This is a genomic window from Herbaspirillum sp. Her4 (genome assembly GCF_057961335.1).
This window is the reverse complement of sequence record NZ_CM176330.1, coordinates 931,326-948,328: the sequence shown is the minus strand read 5'-3', so window position 1 is coordinate 948,328 and position 17,003 is coordinate 931,326. Positions and strand designations below refer to the sequence as shown.

Sequence of the window (17,003 nt, the reverse complement as noted above, 5' to 3'; positions counted from 1 at the left end):
CGAACGGTTTCTGCTGGACATCCTTCGGTCACACCGCCAGATGCTTCTTTACGTCCTCGCCATCCATCTGATCCTGGGTGCCGGCCGCGACCACTTCGCCGCGCGACATCACCACGAAGGTATCGGCCAGTTCGCGGGCGAAGTCGAAATACTGCTCGCACAGCAGGATGCCGATGTCGCCGCGCTGGCGCAGCAGGCTGATGACGCGGCCGATGTCCTTGATGATGGAGGGCTGGATGCCTTCGGTCGGTTCATCCAGGATGATCAGCTTGGGCTCGGCCAGCAGTGCCCGGGCGATGGCCAGCTGCTGCTGCTGGCCGCCGGAAAGATCGCCGCCGCGACGATGCAGCATTTCCTTCAGCACCGGGAAGAGTTCATAGACCTCGCCCTTGATGGTGGAGGCACGGCGGCCCGACAGCGTAGCCATGCCCATGAGCATGTTTTCTTCCACCGTCAGGCGCGCGAAGATCTCGCGTCCCTGCGGCACATAGGCGATGCCCAGCTTGGCGCGCTGGTGCGGCTTGAGACGGGTGATGTCCTGGCCTTCGAAGCTGACGTTGCCCTTGGCCACCGGCAGCACGCCCATCAGGCATTTCAGGAGCGTGGTCTTGCCCACGCCATTGCGGCCCAGCAGGGACAAGACTTTGCCCTTCTGCACATCGAGCGAGACGCCGCGCAGCGTATGCGCCGCGCCGTAGTACTGGTTCAGTTCATTGACTTGCAGCATGGATGATGGTCTCCGCTCTTATCGTCCCAGGTAGACTTCGATGACGCGTTCGTTGGATTGCACCTGGCGCATGTTGCCTTCTGCCAGCACCGATCCTTCGTGCAGCACGGTCACCTTGCCGCCTTGGGCGATCTCTTCGACGAAGCCCATGTCGTGTTCCACCACCATGATGGAATGCTTGCCGCGGAGCTCGTTCAACAGCTCGGCGGTGCGCGCGGTCTCGGCGTCGGACATGCCGGCCACCGGTTCGTCCAGCAGCAGCAGCTGCGGCTCCTGCATCAACAGCATGCCGATTTCCAGCCACTGCTTCTGCCCGTGCGAGAGCAGGCCGGCCACGCGATGCTCCTGGCCGTTCAGGCGGATCAGCTTGAGGATTTCCTCGATCTTGCCGATCTGCTCCGAGGACAGTCGCGCAAAGAGCGTGGTCTTGACGCGCTTGTCCATCTTCATCGCCAGTTCCAGGTTTTCGAACACGGTGTGCTGCTCGAACACCGTCGGGCGCTGGAACTTGCGGCCGATGCCCGCATGCGCGATCTCGTATTCGGTCATCTTGGTCAGGTCGATGGTCTGGCCGAAGAAGGCGGTGCCGGCGGTAGGCCGGGTCTTGCCGGTGATGACGTCCATCATCGTGGTCTTGCCCGCGCCATTGGGACCGATGATGCAGCGCAGTTCACCGACCGAAATATCCAAGTTCAGGTTGTTGATGGCCTTGAAGCCATCGAAGGACACTGTGATGTTTTCCAGATAGAGGATGGCACCGTGGGTGGTATCGACGCCCTCGGGTTTGATGCGTTCGTAGGATGCACCGTGGTCGGCGCGGGGCGTATCGACGTTGCCGCCCAGGCCGCCGATGGCGACTGGATTCTTGCCGGGTTCGATGGCACTCATGCGGCCTCCTTGGATGCGCTGCCCTCAGCGGACGCGGCATCGCGTTTCTTGAATTTCTGCACCAGGCCCAGGATGCCCTGCGGCAGGAACAGCGTGACCAGGATGAAGATCAGCCCCAGCGCATACAGCCACAGGTCCGGGAAGGCCGCAGTGAACCAGCTCTTCAAGCCATTGACCGTGAAGGCGCCGATGATCGGTCCGATCAGCGTGCCACGGCCACCGACGGCCGCCCAGATCACCATCTCGATGGAGTTGGCCGGCGACATCTCGGAAGGATTAATGATGCCCACCTGCGGCACGTACAGGGCACCGGCGACGCCGCAGATCACGGCCGAGAGCGTCCACACGAAGAGCTTGAACCACAGCGGGTTGTAGCCGATGAACATGAGGCGTGATTCGGAATCGCGCACGCCCTGCAGCACGCGGCCCAGCTTGGAGGTGACGATCATGCGGCACAGGACCAGGGCACCGAACAGCAGCGCCAGCGTCACCAGGTACAGCACCGCCTTGGTGGCCGGTGCGGTGATGGTGAAGCCGAGGATGCGCTTGAAGTCGGTGAAGCCGTTGTTGCCGCCGAAGCCGGTATCGTTGCGGAAGAACAGCAGCATGAAGGCGAAGGTCATCGCTTGCGTGATGATGGAGAAATACACGCCCTTGATGCGCGAACGGAACGCGAAGTAACCGAACACGAAGGCCAGCAGACCCGGCACCAGCACCACCAGCAGCATGGAGAACCAGAAGTGGTCGGTCATCCACCAATACCAGGGATAGGCCTTCCAGTTCAGGAACACCATGAAGTCAGGCAGGTTGCTCTGGTACACGCCGTCACGGCCGATGGCGCGCATCAGGTACATGCCGTGGGCGTATCCGCCCAGTGCGAAGAAAACGCCATGTCCCAGCGACAGGATGCCCGTATAGCCCCACACCAGGTCCAGTGCCAGCGCCGCCATGGCGTAGCACATGAACTTGCCGACCAAAGCGACGGTGTAGGAGGACACGTGCAGCGCGCTATCTGCGGGGAACAGCAGGTTGCAGACCGGCAGCAGCGCCAGCACGATGGTGCAGATGACGATGCCGGTCCAGGACGGGCGATTGAACAGCGAGGGGCGCATGATCATGGTGCTCATTCCACGCTCCTTCCCTTGAGTGCGAAGAGGCCTTGCGGACGCTTCTGGATGAATACGATGATGAAGACCAGGATGGCGATCTTGGCCAGCACGGCACCGGCCATCGGCTCCAGGAATTTGTTGACTTCGCCCAGGCCGAAGGCTGCAATGACGGTACCGGCCAACTGGCCCACGCCGCCCAGCACCACCACCATGAACGAGTCGACGATGTAACCCTGTCCCAGGTCGGGACCGACGTTGCCCAGCTGCGAGAGCGCCACGCCACCGAGACCGGCGATGCCGCAACCGAGACCGAAGGTCATCATGTCGATCTTGCCGGTGGACACGCCCACGCAGTCGGCCATGCGGCGGTTCTGGGTGACGGCGCGCACGAACAGGCCCAGGCGGGTCTTGTTCAGGATCAGCCACACGGCGAAGACCACGAAGAGCGCAAAGAACACGATCACGATGCGGTTGTAGGAGAGCACCAGCGAACCCAGCACGGTCACGCCGCCCGACATCCAGCTCGGGTTGGCCACTTCCACGTTCTGCGCACCGAAGATGGAGCGCACACCTTGCATCAGCATCAGGCTGATGCCCCAGGTGCAGAGCAGGGTTTCCAGCGGACGGCCATAGAGCCAGCGGATCACCAGGCGCTCCAGCGCGATGCCAACCGCTGCGGCCACGATGAAGGCGGCCGGCAGTGCCACCACCAGATACGCGTCGATGGCACCGGGGAAGAACTTGCGGAACACCAGCTGGCACACGTAGGTGGTGTAGGCACCGATCATCAGCAGCTCACCGTGGGCCATGTTGATGATGCCCATGAGGCCGAAGGTGATGGCCAGGCCCAGCGCGGCCAGCAGCAGCACGCTGCCCAGCGAGACGCCATAGAACAGCTTGCCGGCGAAGTCGACGATGGCCAGGTGGCGGTCCAGCGCGGAGAGGGTGCGCACTGCTTCGATACGCACGCCTTCATCGGCTTCGACGTAGGAGCCATCGGGATTCTTGGCCAGCATGTTTTCCAGCACCGGCTTCAACGAGGCATTGGTGGTCTCGGCCAGTTTCTTGACGGCCGCGCGGCGTGCCGCCGGGTCGGCCGAATGCAGGTTGGCGGTGGCTTGCACCTGCTGCAGCACGTCCTTGATCTGCGGATCGCTTTCCTTGGCGAGCGCTTTTTCGATCAGCGGGATCTGCGCCGGGTCGGCATTCTTGAGCAATTCACCGGCGGCGGCCAGGCGCTGGTCGCGCTGCGGTGAGAGCAGCTTCAGGCCCGAGAGCGCGCCATCGACAGCGCCGCGCAGGCGGTTGTTGACGGTGATGCCTTCGGCGTCATCGGGGGCCGGGCCGGTCTGGTCGGTGGCCGGATTGAATGCCTTGCCGGCGTCGTCGACGATGAGCACGTCACCGGCGGGGGTGACGTAGAGCGCGTCGCTGTTCAAGGCGTTGAGGATCTTGAGCGCGTCTTCATTGGCCAGCGCGGCAATCTGGTTGACGGCGTCGATGCGCGCGTCGGGGTCGTCTCCGCCAAGGGGCTTGAGCAGGGCCGGATCGATGGCTGCGAACGCCCCCAGGGCGTGGACGCAAAGCCAGGTCGCGAGCAGCCCGCGTAGGAACTGGATGGCTGGTTTCATGGTCGGTGTGCGCCTCGAAGCGCGGGCCGGTCAATGCGGTGGCCGGGGCGAGTCGTCGGGCGGTTTTCTTGTGGAGGGAGATGCATCGGGGCGGACGGAGCGCCTTCGATACGCCGCTGACGCGGCTACTCAGGGCGAACGGTCTGTAGATTGTGCAACAAAAACCCGTTCGGACTGAGTAGCCGCAGCGCGGCGTATCGAAGGCGCTCCGAAGAACGCCATGAACTACAACAGCAACCGCAAGCTTAGTTCTTCTGCTTGCTTTCGTTGCCCGGGATGTACGGGCTCCACGGTTGTGCGCGGATGGTGGTCTTGGTCTTGTAGACCACGTTGAACTGACCGTCCGCCTTGATTTCGCCGATCATGACGGGCTTGTGCAGGTGGTGGTTGGTCTTGTCCATTTCCAGCGTGTAGCCCGACGGTGCCTTGTAGGTCTGGCCACCCATGGCCGCGATCACCTTGTCGGTGTCGGTGGACTTGGCCTTTTCCACGGCCTGTGCCCACATGTGGATGCCGACGTAGGTGGCTTCCATCGGGTCGTTGGTCACGACGGTATCGGCGTTGGGCAGGTTCTTGGCCTTGGCGTATTCCTTCCACTTCTTGATGAAGGCGGTGTTGACCGGATTCTTCACCGATTCGAAGTAGTTCCAGGCGGCCAGGTGGCCCACCAGCGGCTTGGTATCGACACCGCGCAGTTCTTCTTCACCCACCGAGAATGCCACCACCGGCACGTCGGTCGCCTTCAGGCCGGCGTTGCCCAGTTCCTTGTAGAAGGGCACGTTGGAGTCGCCGTTGATGGTCGAGATCACGGCCGTCTTGCCACCTGCGGAGAACTTCTTGATGTTGGCCACGATGGTCTGGTAATCGGAGTGGCCGAACGGGGTGTAGACCTCGTCGATGTCGGAGTCCTTCACACCCTTGCTGTGCAGGAAGGCGCGCAGGATCTTGTTGGTGGTACGCGGATAGACGTAGTCGGTGCCCAGCAGCACGAAGCGCTTGGCGCCGCCGCCTTCCTTGGACATCAGGTATTCCACGGCGGGAATGGCTTGCTGGTTGGGGGCAGCGCCGGTGTAGAAGACGTTCTTCTCCAGTTCTTCACCTTCGTACTGCACCGGGTAGAACAGCAGGCTGTTCAGTTCCTTGAAGACCGGCAGCACCGACTTGCGCGACACCGAAGTCCAGCAGCCGAAGACCACCGAGACCTTGTCCTGGGAGATCAGCTGGCGGGCCTTTTCGGCGAACAGCGGCCAGTTCGAGGCGGGGTCGACCACCACCGGTTCGAGCTTCTTGCCCATCACGCCGCCGGCGGCGTTGATTTCGTCGATGGTCATCAGGGCCACGTCCTTGAGGGACGTTTCGGAAATTGCCATGGTGCCCGACAGCGAGTGCAGGATACCGACCTTGATGGTGTCGGCAGCGAAGGCCGACGGCAGCCAGGAGGATGCGGCCAGTGCGAATGCGCCCAGAGCGGTGGCTTTCAGTACGGTACGACGTGACATGTGGTGCTCCCTCGAGAAAAGTTTTGGAAGATTTTTTTCACTGCCCAGTCGCTTTAGCAGATTGCGTGCCAATGCCCCGCCAAGGGCCTGCGGGCTGCATCAAAGCGGGGCGGGGAGGGGCGCGGTGCGGGAAGAATGTTGTCAGGCACGCCAGGATTGCGCACCAAAGCCGAGCGCCATTGTCGACAGTCCCATGTCGCTGCGGCAACACTCACCAGCCTGGCGCTCGGCGATGCGCGATCTTGGTGCGCCGCGCAAAGCGCCATTGGAGGCGGGTTTGCGGCAGGTGGTTCAACTTCCTGAGGGGTGAGACGGATTGTTCACAATAGCGAGCACATCCTGAACGATGGGGCAGCAGCCGGCGTGATCCATTGCGGTGCCTGCCTGCCGCGTGGGCCGGAAGATGGTCCTGGCGGACCATCCTCCGGCGCCGGATCAGCGCAGCAGCACGTGCTGCATGAACTGGCGCAAGGGGAATTCGATCATGTTCTGCAGGGCCACCGGCAACTCCAGCGGCCGCATGATCATCTTGATGGTGGTTTCGGGCTTGAGATTGACGCGCACGGTACGGCTCATGCGCGAGGCCAGTTCCTTCACGCGTGCCGGATCGGCGGCCAGTTCCGGCTTGTACACCATCACCACGTGACGGATGGCGCAATCGGCGTCCTCGCTCTTCAGTTCCAGGGTGCGGCGGCTGAGGGTGCCGAAGACGCGCGAGCGGCCGATGTTTTCCTGGCGGCGATAGCGGCGGAAGTATTGGTAGAAATGCTTGTAGTGATTGACCTCGTCATTGGCGATGAGTCCGGCCAGGTGCTTCAGGACCGGCTCGTCGGTGGCCCGCGCCAGCGCGCGGTAGTAGGTGGAGGTGCCGGTCTCGACCACGCAGCGCGCGGCCAGCTCCTGGGCCCGTGTCGGTTCGAGCAGCTCGACCTTGCAGTATTGCGAATATTCGTCGAGGAAGCCCTGGTAGGCGCGCGGCCAGTCGAACTCCGGCCAGACATGCTCGACATAGGCGCGCAGGGCCGCGCCGTGCTGCAGCTCTTCCTGTTCCCACTGCTCGCGCAACCAGGTCTCGACCTCGGCATCGCCTTTGTAGAATTCCACCAGGTTGTGGGTGTAGAGGTCGGAACCGCTTTCGACGAAGGAAGCGCAGGCCACCAGGTAGAACAGGTCTTCATTCTGCCGCACCCGCTCGCGGTCGATGCGGTTCAGGTCGATGTCATCGATGGTCCAGTGTTTTTTTTCTTGGCGACTCGGGTTCATCTGCTATACCTCTCTTCTCAAAGTGATGGTGGGCATAGCGATATGATGCAGCGCGATGACATTGGTTCAGGGCCGCCGGCGGCGTCTTGACGCAACTTTGCAAAGCGTCGCGCGACGTCAGCATTTCGTCAGGTGAACCGGTCCGTGCGACTCTACCCGATCACAGGTTGCTGGTCGCGTCACTGCCCAGCACCACGCGGTTGCGGCCTTGGTACTTGGCGTGATACAGCGCCTGGTCGGCCACGCGAAGCAGTTGTTCGGCGCTGGTGTGCTCATCCGGCTGCAGCGAGGCCACGCCGATACTGGCCGTGATGTAGCCGAAGGGCGAATCGGCATGCGGCAGCTTGAGTTCGAAGATGGCCTGGCAGATGTGCTCGGCCTGCTGCAGGGCATGGGCGGTATCGCTCTCGGCGATGATGACGCAGAACTCCTCGCCGCCATAGCGCGCTACCAGGTCGGTAGCACGGCGCGAACTCTTCTGCAGCACGCGCGCCACGATGCGCAGGCATTCGTCCCCTGCCACGTGGCCGTAGCGGTCGTTGTATTTCTTGAAGTAATCCACGTCCAGCATCAGGAGCGCCAGCGCATGGCCCGAGCGCACCGAGCGCCGCAGCTCGCTGTCGAGTACCTCGTCGAAGCGACGCCGGTTGGCCACCCCGGTCAGGCCATCGGTGGCCGAGAGCGCTTCCAGCTTGCGGTTGGCCAGCTCCAGCTCGCGCGTGCGGCGGGCGACCTGGTCTTCCAGTTCTTCCTTGTTCTGCTGCAGCTTGCCGGCCATCTCGTTGAACTTGCGCGAGAGGATGGCGATCTCGTCGCCGCCGGCCTGTTCCACGCGCACCGTGGTATCGCCGCTGCCGGCTTCCTTCATGGCGCCCACCAGGCGCTGCAGGGGCACGCTGATACTGCGCGCGATCAGCGCCGAGAGGAACAGCGAAGCGGCAAAGCACAGCAGGCCGATGGCGATGATCTTGTCGCGCACCGAGCGGGTGTCGGCGTTGAGCTTGTCGCTTGGCGTGGCGCTGACTACCCACCACGAGGTGTGCGGCAACTGGGCGATGGCGGCGTAGTAGCGTGTCTTGTCAGCACGTGTATAGGCGATGAAATCGCTGGTGCGGCGTTGTCCCGCGCTGGCCGTGATGCCCTCCAGCAGGGCCGGGTCGGCGCTGCTGAAGCTGGTGTCGCGCCCCTGCACGACCACCGTGCCATCGCTCGCATCGACGATGAAGAGACTGGAGTCATAGCCCAGGTCCACGCCCTCGAAGATGCTGAAGAAGTAGCTCGGGCGCACGCCGATGAAGAGCACGCCGGCGCCGCGATTGTTGCCCGTGAAGCGGATCTCGCGCAGCATGGCCACGCTCTTCTGGCCATGGCCGCCGTTGTAGAGCGTCCACCAGCCGCGTCCGCCGAGGTCCGGCGCCTCCTCTGCCACGCGGGTGATGTTGCTGGCCAGCGGCGCAAAGATCTGCGGATCGATGACCTGGCGCTTGCGGTCCAGCAGGTATTTCTGGTTCACGTCCGGCAGCGAGCCATAGGTGTCCAGCAGTACGCGCGCCACCCCGCTGCGGGCCGCAGCACTGGTGGCTTCGTCGCCGCTGTAATAGTCGCCCAGCAGGCGCTGCAGCTTGTCGGAGAGCGCCAGCTCCTCGCTGGTGTCCTCGATCTTTTCCATGCGCAGCATCAGGTTCTGCGAGATCTGCTTGACCACCTGGACCGAGTAGGTGCGTACCTTCTCCTGGGTGGCACGGGTGGTTTCGCGATAGGCCAGCAGACCTGAGATCACCAGCGGCACCAGCGAGACCAGGATGAAGGAATTGATGAGCCGGTAGCGGATTTCGATCTTGCGCAGGAAACCCAGCCAGAAAAAGTCGAGCCGTTTTTTCATCGAACGCGCTCCCTTACCTGGCCGACAGGCGTGCCTGTTCGGTGATGGAATCCTGCAGCAGGCGCGCGGCCCGCGCCGGGGTCTGGCTGCCCGACAGCACGGCCTGCAGGAGCGGATGCAGGACCTCGATGGTATTGACCGGCAGCACCGAGTAATACAGTCCCGGGGCATTGCTGGCGGCGGCATCGCGCGTCATCTGGTCGACCAGCGCGAAGAGCGCGGGATCGCCTTTCACATCGGCCGCGATCACGCGGAACGGCGGAATGTTCTGCCGCTTGGCTTGCCAGATCGGCATCCCCGGACCGTAGAGGAAGTCCAGGAACTGCACCGCCGCCTGCCGTTGCCGCGCGCCGCTGTGCTGGGCCACTGCAAAGCCGGTCTCGCTGCCCAGCACCGGTTTGAGCGGCTGGCCCTTGTCATTCCATGGCGGCACGAACACGCCTACCCGCATGCCGCGCGCATTCATCAGCGTGCCGGCGGCCCAGCTGCCCTGGAAGGTCATCGCTGCGCGGCCTTCGGCGAACTGGCGCAGGGCCGTGTCGTAGCCGGCGCGCAGACAGTCGGCCTGCACCATCTTCTGCTCCACCAGCGTGCGCAGGCGCGCAAAGATGGCCGCGCCGTCCGCATTGTCCAGCTGCAGGGTGCCATTGGCGATGCGGGTGCGCCAGTCGGGGACCTTGGCTGCGATCTGGTTGGCGAAGCCGTAGCTGAAGGGACCATTGCCCAGCATGTTGGGGAAGCCACCCGGCAGCGCCAGCGGCACCAGGCCGGCCTTGCGCAGTGCGGCGCCGGCCGCCAGGAAGGACTCGAAGTCGGCCGGTGGCGCGGTGATGCCGGCGCGGTCGAACATGTCGCGGTTGTAGTAGATCAGGGTGGTGGCCACGCCCGAGGGAATGCCGTAGCGCCGCCCGCCCGGCGAGGTCCATTCGCGTTGCAGGACCTCCAGCATGTTGCCCCAGGCCTGGGTATCGCCGATGTCGGCCAGCAAGCCCTGGTCCGCCAGGGTGGCCGTATACGGATTGGCGTTGACCGAGACGATGTCGGGCAGGCTGTCGGTGGCGGCGCGCGGCTTGAGGTTTTCCTCGACGGAATTGCCGATCATGAATTGCAGGTTGATCCGCACCTCGGGATGCTTGAGCGAGAAGGCATCGGCCACGCGATGCATTTCCTCGGACCAGTCGGGTGCCCAGACCAGCGCGGTGAGCACCACCGGTTCGGCGACTGCGGTGGCCGTGGCAGCGCTGCCGCTGTCGTCGCCACGCTCGCAAGCCGTCAGCAGGAGTGCTGACGCCACCCCCGCGATGAAGATTCCGAGTCCGCGCTTGGCGTACCCTGTCATGCCTGACTGCCCGCAGCTGGAGTGGCAACCCGGATCAGGCACGCCTGTTACTGATGGCGTATATCGGCCACGCATCGATTTCCCCTGCGGCTAAACTTTTCTTGTTTTACAGCAATGCGCATGGTGCCGCGTTGACCTTCGCGCAGTCATGGTGATCTGCGTCACGTAACCCGCTGCAGCCCGCGTTGCGCCTACCTGCCGCTCCCTTTGCACGATCCTGGCACATGAGAACAATGACAACAAGTGTGCCAGTTTTTAGATCGCCCTGCACGAACCGCGTGCGCATTTCTTGTCTTTGTTCAGCTTTTGCCACGGCGCAATTGCGCCCGCCTTGATGTGCCGCCTGAACGAAAATGAACAGGCCCTTATAATGTGGCCCTCACGCCTTGCGGGGCGATCGCGCTTCACCTTGCTGCAACCTGCCTGCATCGTCCTCACTGCCGGCGATGCGGCTGTCTCACCGAATTCCACATGCACAACAAAGATACTTCGCTCTCCATGGGCAAATTTCCCCCATGGCTGGCCGTCCTGGCAGCCTTGACTGCGCTGGGCGCGCTGGCCATCGACATGTACCTGCCCAGCTTCACCGCCATCGCCAAGGAACTCGGCGTGGGCACCAACCTGGTCCAGCTCACGCTTGCTTCTTTCCTCGTCGGCCTGGCCGTCGGGCAGATGTTCTATGGTCCGCTGTCGGATCGCTTCGGCCGCAAGCCGCCCTTGTTCTTCGGGATCGCCTTGTATTTCGTATGCTCCCTGCTGTGCATTTTTGTACAGAGCATTGAGACACTGATCGTGCTGAGATTGTTCCAGGGGCTGGGCGGCAGCGCCGGCATGGTGATCCCGCGCGCCATGGTGCGTGATCGCATGGGGGCCGAGGGTTCGGCCAAGGCATTCTCGATGCTGATGCTGGTGTTTGGCCTGGCACCCATCCTCGCTCCTTTCATCGGCGGCCTGATGCTGGTCTTCGCCAGCTGGCGCGGCATCTTCGTGGTGCTGACGATCTTCGGCCTGCTGTGCATGCTCGGCACGCGCAAGTACCTTACCGAAACGGTGGATGTCTCCCGTGCCGAACCGCTGCATCTGGGCCGCACCTTGCGCCAGTACTGGGGTTTGCTGCGCCATCGCCAGTTCATGTCCTTCGTGCTGTGCGGAGGGTTGGTGCAGGCGGGCATGTTCGCCTACATCGCAGGTGGTCCGTTCGTGGTGATCGAGCTGCACGGGATCAAGCCGCAGTATTTCGGTTTCGTGTTTGCGTCCAACGCCATCGGGCTGATCGCCGCTTCGCAGATCAATGCGCGCCTGGTGGTCAAGCGCTCGGCCGAACGCGTGCTGGGCAAGGTGCTGTGGGTACCGGCCGGTCTGTCGCTGGCGGTGGTGCTGGCCGTTCTGGCCGGATTGGAGAGCCTGCCGCTGTTGCTGTTCGGTTTCTTCGGTTTCCTGACGGCCTATGGCTTCACGGGTCCCAATGCCACTGCCATTGCGTTGAAGCACCAGGGCCGCCAGGCCGGTACCGCAGCGGCCTTGATGGGCACGCTGCAATTCGGCATGGGCGTGCTTTCGGGGGTGGTGATGAGCCTGTGGCATGACGGTACCGCCTTGCCGCTGGTGTCGGTGATGGCCATCTGCGGCGTCAGTGCCTTCCTGCTGTATCACTTCGTGGCCAAGCATGAGCCGGTGACGCCGGCCCTGCATTGATCCTCGGGAAACGCTGATCCGCCATGCTTCACGCCGTTTGCGCCTCCGTCCTGTGGGGCCTGTTCCCGCTGTATTTCAAGTTGCTCAAGGAGATTCCCTCCTTCGATATCGTCGTGCATCGCCTCTTCTGGTCCTGCGTGTTCCTGGTGGCCGTGCTGGCCTGGCGGCGGCAATGGCGCTGGGTGGGCGAGGTCATCAAGCGGCCCATGGTGGTGCTGGGCTTCCTGCTCTCGGCCCTGCTGCTGACCGGCAACTGGACCCTGTATGTCTGGGCCGTCAACGCCGGGCGCATCGTCGATACCAGCCTGGGCTACTTCATGAGCCCGCTCATGAGCGTCTTCATGGGCTACCTGATCCTGAAGGAACGCATGCGTCCCCTGCAATGGCTGGCGGTCTTCCTGGCACTCGGTGCCGTGATCTGGCTGACCTTCGCCAACGGCAGCCTGCCGTGGATCTCGCTGCTGATCGCGCTGACCTTCGCCTTCTATGGCCTGCTGCGCAAGACCGCGCACCTGGGCGCGCTTGAAGGCCTGTCGCTGGAAACCTTGCTGATGCTGCCGCTGGTGCTGGCCATCCTGGGCGTGGATACCTTGCGTGACAGCAATGCCTTCACCCATGCATCGACCACAGCCAAGATCCTGCTGGCCCTGTCCGGCCCGATCACGGCGGTGCCGCTGCTGCTCTTTGCCCATGGCGCGCGCCGCATCCCCTTGTCGATGCTGGGCCTGATGCAATACATTTCGCCTACCATCCAGCTGCTGGGGGGCGTGCTGATCTACGGCGAGCCCTTCACCGGGGCGCGCGCCATCGGCTTTTGCGTGATCTGGGTGGCGCTCGCGGTATACTCCGCCGAAGGCTTGTGGCGCTACCTGCGCACCCGCGCGCAAAGCTCGGCAGAGCCCAGCGCCGGCGGCGCCTGAACGCTGCCCTATCGTTTTCCTCTCACTGGCAACTCATACCATGGCCCAATACGTCTTTACCATGAACCGCGTCGGCAAGATCGTGCCGCCGAAGCGGCAGATCCTCAAGGACATCTCGCTGTCCTTCTTCCCCGGCGCCAAGATCGGCGTGCTCGGCCTGAACGGCTCGGGCAAGTCCACCCTGCTCAAGATCATGGCCGGCATCGACAAGGAAATCGAGGGTGAAGCCATCCCGATGCCCAACCTGAACATCGGCTACCTGCCGCAGGAACCCCAGCTCGACGCCGAGAAGACCGTGCGCCAGGAAGTCGAAAGTGCCCTCGGCGAAGTCTTCGAAGCCCAGGCCAAGCTGGACGCGGTCTATGCCGCCTATGCCGAAGAAGATGCCGACTTCGACGCCCTCGCCACCGAGCAGGCGCGCCTGGAAGCCATCATCGCCGCCGCTGACGGCAACAGCCTGAACCAGCAGCTGGAAATGGCCGCTGACGCCCTGCGCCTGCCGCCCTGGGACGCCAAGATCGGCGTGCTCTCCGGTGGTGAAAAGCGCCGCGTGGCGCTGTGCAAGCTGCTGCTCTCCAAGCCCGACATGCTGCTGCTGGACGAACCGACCAACCACCTGGATGCTGAATCGGTGGACTGGCTGGAGCAGTTCCTGCAACGCTTCCCCGGCACCGTGGTGGCCATCACCCACGATCGCTACTTCCTCGACAACGCCGCCGAATGGATCCTGGAACTGGACCGCGGCCACGGCATTCCCTGGAAGGGCAACTACAGCTCCTGGCTGGAACAGAAGGAAGCCCGCCTGAAGCAGGAAGAGGCCAGCGAATCGGCCCGCCAGAAGACCATCGCCAAGGAACTGGAGTGGGTACGCCAAAACCCCAAGGGCCGCCAGGCCAAGAGCAAGGCGCGTCTGGCCCGCTTCAACGAGCTCTCCGAATACGAATACCAGAAGCGCAATGAAACCCAGGAAATCTTCATTCCCGTCGCCGAGCGCCTGGGCAATGAAGTCATCGAATTCAAGAACGTCAGCAAGGGCTATGGCGACCGCCTGCTGATCGACAACCTGAACTTCAAGATTCCGGCCGGTGCCATCGTCGGCATCATCGGTCCCAACGGCGCCGGTAAATCGACCCTGTTCCGCATGCTGGCCGGCCGTGAAACGCCGGACAGCGGCGAACTGGTGCTGGGCCCCACCGTCAAGGTGTCGCTGGTGGACCAGTCGCGCGAAGACCTGGGCAACAAGAAGACGGTCTTCGAAGATGTCTCGGGCGGTGCCGACATCCTCACCGTGGGCCGTTTCGAAATGCCCTCGCGCGCCTACCTGGGCCGCTTCAACTTCAAGGGCGGCGACCAGCAGAAGGTGGTCGGCAACCTGTCCGGCGGTGAGCGCGGCCGCCTGCACCTGGCCAAGACCCTGCTGCAGGGCGGCAACGTCCTGCTGCTGGACGAACCGTCCAACGACCTCGACGTGGAAACTCTGCGCGCCCTGGAAGATGCGCTGCTGGAATTTGCCGGCACCGTGCTGGTGATCTCCCACGATCGCTGGTTCCTGGACCGTATCGCCACCCACATCATCGCCTTCGAAGGCGATTCGCAGGTCACCTTCTTCGACGGCAACTATCAGGAATACGAAGCCGACAAGAAGAAGCGCCTCGGCGAAGAAGCCGCCAAGCCCAAGCGTATCCGTTACAAACCGGTTACGCGTTGATGGCTTGACTGAAATGGTCGGGAAAACGCCGCTGCTTCCAGCGGCGTTTTTTTTCGTCCGTGCAGTGGATCGTCAGCGGAGGTAAAGAGTTGTAGGGACGCATGACGCCATCCATCGCGCTGGCTACCATCGTGGATCACAAGACTAAGGGAGCCCCGATGACAATCCGCCTGATGCCGACGCTGTCCCTTGCGATGGGGGCCGCACTGGCCGGCTGCGCCTCCTCGCAACCGGTCACGCAGATCGACAAGGACACCTACCTGCTGGTGGCCAGTTCACGCTGGCGCGGCAATGACGGCGTAGCGGCACAGGGTCTGCAGCAGGCCGATGACTGGTGCCGTCAGCAGGGCCGCCGTGCGCGCATCATCGGCAGCGAACGTTCGGAAGGCGTGATCGGCGTGATGCCGCCCAAGGTGATGCTTAGTTTCAAATGTGATCTTATTCGCCAGTAGGCCGTCCCACGGCCCGGGAGCCGGCAGGAATCGGCCTGCGCGGGTAGAATCACGCCCTTGCCGCGCCCATAAGGCGCGTGATCGAGGATAGAGAAGAGGCCGCCACCGGACCTGGTGCACGAAGTCTCTCCGCCGCAGTGTGCGTCATCCGCGCAATGAACATAAAAAACGCGCCATCCCGGCATGAGCGTCTTCATGCGCGGGCCTGTATTCATCATTCATCCATTGCCATGCTTGCCACCACCACCCGCCTCTTTCCCGTGTGGGCGCTGCTGCTTTCCGCCGCTGCCTACTTCTCGCCGCCGACCTTCACGCCCATCGGCAAATACATCACCCAGCTGTTGACGCTCATCATGCTGACCATGGGCGTCACCCTCACCGTGGACGACTTCAAGCGCATCATCAAGCGCCCCGCACCGGTGGCTGCCGGCATCATCCTGCACTACCTGGTCATGCCGCTGGCCGCCTGGGTCATCGCCAAGGTGCTGCGCATGCCGCCCGATCTCACCGCCGGCATGGTGCTGGTGGGCAGTGTCGCCTCCGGCACCGCCTCCAACGTGATGATCTATCTTTCGCGCGGCGATGTGGCGCTGTCGGTGACGATCTCCACGCTCTCCGCGCTGGTGTCGGTGTTCGCCACGCCGATGCTGACCGAGCTCTACGTGGATGCCTCCATCCACTTCGACGCCCACGCCATGCTGATGTCGATCGTGCAGATCGTGGTGGTCCCCATCGCGGTCGGCCTGGTGCTGAACCTGTTCGCGGGCAAGCTGATCCGCCGCATCGAGCCCTACCTGTCGCTGGTGTCGATGGTGGCCATCCTGCTGATCATCTCGGCGGTGGTTGCGGGCAGCCAGGCCAGCATCGCTTCGGTCGGCCTGGTGGTGCTGGTGGGCGTGATCCTGCACAACGGCCTGGGTTTGCTGGGCGGCTACTGGGGTGGCCGCCTGCTGGGCTTCGACGAAGCAGTCTGCCGCACGCTGGCCATCGAAGTCGGGATGCAGAATTCCGGGTTGGCGGCCGCCCTGGGCAAGCTGTATTTCACGCCGGTGGCGGCCTTGCCGGGCGCGTTGTTCTCGGTGTGGCACAACCTCTCGGGGTCGCTGCTGGCCGGCTACTGGCGCGGCCGTCCGCCGCGTGACTGAAGCGCAGTTGCAGTGATGCAGCGCTGAATCCAACGGCCCGCTTCGCCTAGAGGCGGGCCGTTGTCGTTGGTGCGCAGCGAAGCGCAAAAACTGATTACAATCCGCCATCACCGCACGTCCCATCCATCTCCATCAGGAGGGTTATTCATGCAAAAACGCAAGTTCCTCGGCCTCGGTGCCTCGCTGCTGGCCGCGCCCGTGGCTCTCCCGGCACTGGCTGCCGACAAGAAGCCTGGTGCTGCCGCAGGTCCGGTGTTGCTCACGGTGACCGGCGACATCAGCAAGGCCAATCGCGGCCCGCTTGATCCGGCGCTGGACCAGATGATGGCCAAGCAGAAGCTGGCGTTCGACCGGGCCCACACCTTCGATTTTGCCGCGCTCGCCGCGCTGCCTTCGGTGGAGATCCATCCCACGCTGGAATACGATGGCCGCCGCCACAGCCTGCGCGGTCCGCTGCTCTCGGAAGTCTTGCGCGCCGTCGGAGGTCCCGCCACCGTGCAGAACTGTGCCCTGCGCGCCGTCGATGGCTATGCGGTGCTGGTCTCGGCCGAGGATATCGCCAAGTATCGATTCATCATCGCCACCCATCTGGATGGCAAGCCCATCCCGCTGGGCGGACTCGGTCCGCTGTGGGCCGTGTATGACGCCGACAGCTTCCCCGAGATGAGTGCGCGCCCCTTGCCGGAGCGCTTCGGCCAATGCCCGTGGGGCCTGTATCACATCGCCGTGCGCAAGGCCTGACGAG

14 protein-coding genes are annotated in these 17,003 nt (G+C 63.5%); 6 read left to right on the top strand and 8 right to left on the bottom strand.

Going from position 1 to position 17,003, the window contains the following annotated elements:
* Positions 1 to 28 precede the first annotated feature (28 nt).
* From urtE to ACWFUC_RS04330, 8 genes are all read right to left on the bottom strand, one after another.
* Complete coding sequence (urtE, locus tag ACWFUC_RS04365; protein ID WP_008333719.1) at positions 29 to 727, bottom strand: urea ABC transporter ATP-binding subunit UrtE; 699 nt, start codon at positions 725 to 727, stop codon at positions 29 to 31.
* An 18-nt stretch (positions 728 to 745) separates the two neighbouring features.
* Positions 746 to 1,615, bottom strand: coding sequence for an urea ABC transporter ATP-binding protein UrtD (gene urtD, locus ACWFUC_RS04360; RefSeq protein WP_039790232.1), 870 nt, complete (start codon positions 1,613 to 1,615; stop codon positions 746 to 748).
* Positions 1,612 to 2,742: an urea ABC transporter permease subunit UrtC gene (gene urtC, locus ACWFUC_RS04355; protein ID WP_489624217.1), complete on the bottom strand. Its 1,131-nt coding sequence runs from the start codon at positions 2,740 to 2,742 to the stop codon at positions 1,612 to 1,614. Before urtC ends, urtD begins: the two co-directional genes overlap by 4 nt.
* Entirely contained in the window at positions 2,739 to 4,355 is a 1,617-nt protein-coding gene (gene urtB / locus ACWFUC_RS04350) for an urea ABC transporter permease subunit UrtB (protein WP_034339871.1), read from the bottom strand. The genes urtC and urtB overlap by 4 nt, the downstream gene beginning before the upstream one ends.
* Before the next feature lie 245 nt (positions 4,356 to 4,600).
* On the bottom strand, positions 4,601 to 5,854 hold the full coding sequence (gene urtA / locus ACWFUC_RS04345) for an urea ABC transporter substrate-binding protein (RefSeq protein WP_013236630.1): 1,254 nt from the start codon (positions 5,852 to 5,854) through the stop codon (positions 4,601 to 4,603).
* A 435-nt stretch (positions 5,855 to 6,289) separates the two neighbouring features.
* Positions 6,290 to 7,117, bottom strand: a complete 828-nt coding sequence (locus tag ACWFUC_RS04340; RefSeq protein ID WP_489624216.1) for a ferritin-like domain-containing protein — start codon at positions 7,115 to 7,117, stop codon at positions 6,290 to 6,292.
* A gap of 160 nt (positions 7,118 to 7,277) precedes the next feature.
* Complete coding sequence (locus ACWFUC_RS04335; RefSeq protein WP_489624215.1) at positions 7,278 to 8,999, bottom strand: sensor domain-containing diguanylate cyclase; 1,722 nt, start codon at positions 8,997 to 8,999, stop codon at positions 7,278 to 7,280.
* A 13-nt stretch (positions 9,000 to 9,012) separates the two neighbouring features.
* Positions 9,013 to 10,338, bottom strand: coding sequence for an ABC transporter substrate-binding protein (locus tag ACWFUC_RS04330; protein ID WP_489624214.1), 1,326 nt, complete (start codon positions 10,336 to 10,338; stop codon positions 9,013 to 9,015).
* Between the two features lie 471 nt (positions 10,339 to 10,809).
* On the opposite strand from ACWFUC_RS04330, the gene ACWFUC_RS04325 reads away from it, so the two are divergent.
* The 6 genes from ACWFUC_RS04325 (at position 10,810) to ACWFUC_RS04300 (ending at position 16,999) form a co-directional block, all read left to right on the top strand.
* Positions 10,810 to 12,033 carry a Bcr/CflA family multidrug efflux MFS transporter gene (locus tag ACWFUC_RS04325; protein ID WP_039790221.1) on the top strand — a complete coding sequence of 408 codons (1,224 nt, stop codon included), beginning with the start codon at positions 10,810 to 10,812 and terminating at the stop codon, positions 12,031 to 12,033.
* Positions 12,034 to 12,056: 23 nt separating this feature from the next.
* Entirely contained in the window at positions 12,057 to 12,953 is an 897-nt protein-coding gene (gene rarD / locus ACWFUC_RS04320; RefSeq protein WP_121041301.1) for an EamA family transporter RarD, read from the top strand.
* Between the two features lie 40 nt (positions 12,954 to 12,993).
* Complete coding sequence (ettA, locus tag ACWFUC_RS04315; protein WP_039790218.1) at positions 12,994 to 14,661, top strand: energy-dependent translational throttle protein EttA; 1,668 nt, start codon at positions 12,994 to 12,996, stop codon at positions 14,659 to 14,661.
* 101 nt (positions 14,662 to 14,762) lie between these two features.
* Positions 14,763 to 15,113, top strand: coding sequence for a hypothetical protein (locus ACWFUC_RS04310; RefSeq protein ID WP_489624213.1), 351 nt, complete (start codon positions 14,763 to 14,765; stop codon positions 15,111 to 15,113).
* 230 nt (positions 15,114 to 15,343) lie between these two features.
* Positions 15,344 to 16,258, top strand: coding sequence for a ketopantoate/pantoate/pantothenate transporter PanS (gene panS / locus ACWFUC_RS04305; protein ID WP_489624212.1), 915 nt, complete (start codon positions 15,344 to 15,346; stop codon positions 16,256 to 16,258).
* A 147-nt stretch (positions 16,259 to 16,405) separates the two neighbouring features.
* Positions 16,406 to 16,999 (top strand): putative pterin-binding protein, encoded by a 594-nt coding sequence (locus ACWFUC_RS04300; RefSeq protein ID WP_489624211.1) that lies wholly within the window; start codon positions 16,406 to 16,408, stop codon positions 16,997 to 16,999.
* Positions 17,000 to 17,003 lie beyond the last annotated feature (4 nt).

Bases quoted from the DNA above. Each gene is read 5' to 3' on its own strand.
- panS (WP_489624212.1), top strand. From the start codon at position 15,344: ATGCTTGCCACCACCACCCGCCTCTTTCCCGTGTGGGCGCTGCTGCTT.
- ACWFUC_RS04330 (WP_489624214.1), bottom strand. From the start codon at position 10,338: ATGACAGGGTACGCCAAGCGCGGACTCGGAATCTTCATCGCGGGGGTG.
- urtD (WP_039790232.1), bottom strand. From the start codon at position 1,615: ATGAGTGCCATCGAACCCGGCAAGAATCCAGTCGCCATCGGCGGCCTG.
- ACWFUC_RS04335 (WP_489624215.1), bottom strand. From the start codon at position 8,999: ATGAAAAAACGGCTCGACTTTTTCTGGCTGGGTTTCCTGCGCAAGATC.
- rarD (WP_121041301.1), top strand. From the start codon at position 12,057: ATGCTTCACGCCGTTTGCGCCTCCGTCCTGTGGGGCCTGTTCCCGCTG.
- urtC (WP_489624217.1), bottom strand. From the start codon at position 2,742: ATGAGCACCATGATCATGCGCCCCTCGCTGTTCAATCGCCCGTCCTGG.
- urtB (WP_034339871.1), bottom strand. From the start codon at position 4,355: ATGAAACCAGCCATCCAGTTCCTACGCGGGCTGCTCGCGACCTGGCTT.
- ACWFUC_RS04300 (WP_489624211.1), top strand. From the start codon at position 16,406: ATGCAAAAACGCAAGTTCCTCGGCCTCGGTGCCTCGCTGCTGGCCGCG.
- ettA (WP_039790218.1), top strand. From the start codon at position 12,994: ATGGCCCAATACGTCTTTACCATGAACCGCGTCGGCAAGATCGTGCCG.
- ACWFUC_RS04310 (WP_489624213.1), top strand. From the start codon at position 14,763: ATGACGCCATCCATCGCGCTGGCTACCATCGTGGATCACAAGACTAAG.
- urtA (WP_013236630.1), bottom strand. From the start codon at position 5,854: ATGTCACGTCGTACCGTACTGAAAGCCACCGCTCTGGGCGCATTCGCA.
- ACWFUC_RS04325 (WP_039790221.1), top strand. From the start codon at position 10,810: ATGCACAACAAAGATACTTCGCTCTCCATGGGCAAATTTCCCCCATGG.
- urtE (WP_008333719.1), bottom strand. From the start codon at position 727: ATGCTGCAAGTCAATGAACTGAACCAGTACTACGGCGCGGCGCATACG.
- ACWFUC_RS04340 (WP_489624216.1), bottom strand. From the start codon at position 7,117: ATGAACCCGAGTCGCCAAGAAAAAAAACACTGGACCATCGATGACATC.